The organism is Pantoea sp. SIMBA_079, from assembly GCF_046940275.1.
GTDB classification, from domain to species: Bacteria; Pseudomonadota; Gammaproteobacteria; order Enterobacterales; family Enterobacteriaceae; genus Pantoea; species Pantoea borealis.
Map to the genome: position 1 here is coordinate 1 of NZ_JAWRYR010000753.1, position 245 is coordinate 245.

Consider the following 245-nt stretch of genomic DNA (forward strand, 5'->3'; position numbering starts at 1 on the left):
GTACCTGCTGCAGCAGAAGAACAGCATCGACCCGGGCTTCGACTTCGGCGCCAGCGCCGGCTATTCCTGGGAACTCGACGATGGCGTGCGTCTGGGCACGATCCTGGTCGCCGACTTCAAGAACGAATGGAGCAGCCGCGACGGCGTCCAGCAGGAGGCCGACTTCCTGGCCGAGGGCGTCGACTACAAGAGCGATTACCAGTTCTTCTCCACCCGCAACAACGCCCGCTGGAACGGCATGTTCG

The 245-nt window shown here is 63.3% G+C and carries 1 protein-coding gene; it reads left to right on the plus strand.

Annotated elements, in window-relative coordinates; translation table 11 throughout:
* Nucleotides 1–245: hypothetical protein (locus SB719_RS21965; RefSeq protein ID WP_412160006.1), on the plus strand; the 245-nt coding region annotated here is incomplete at both ends.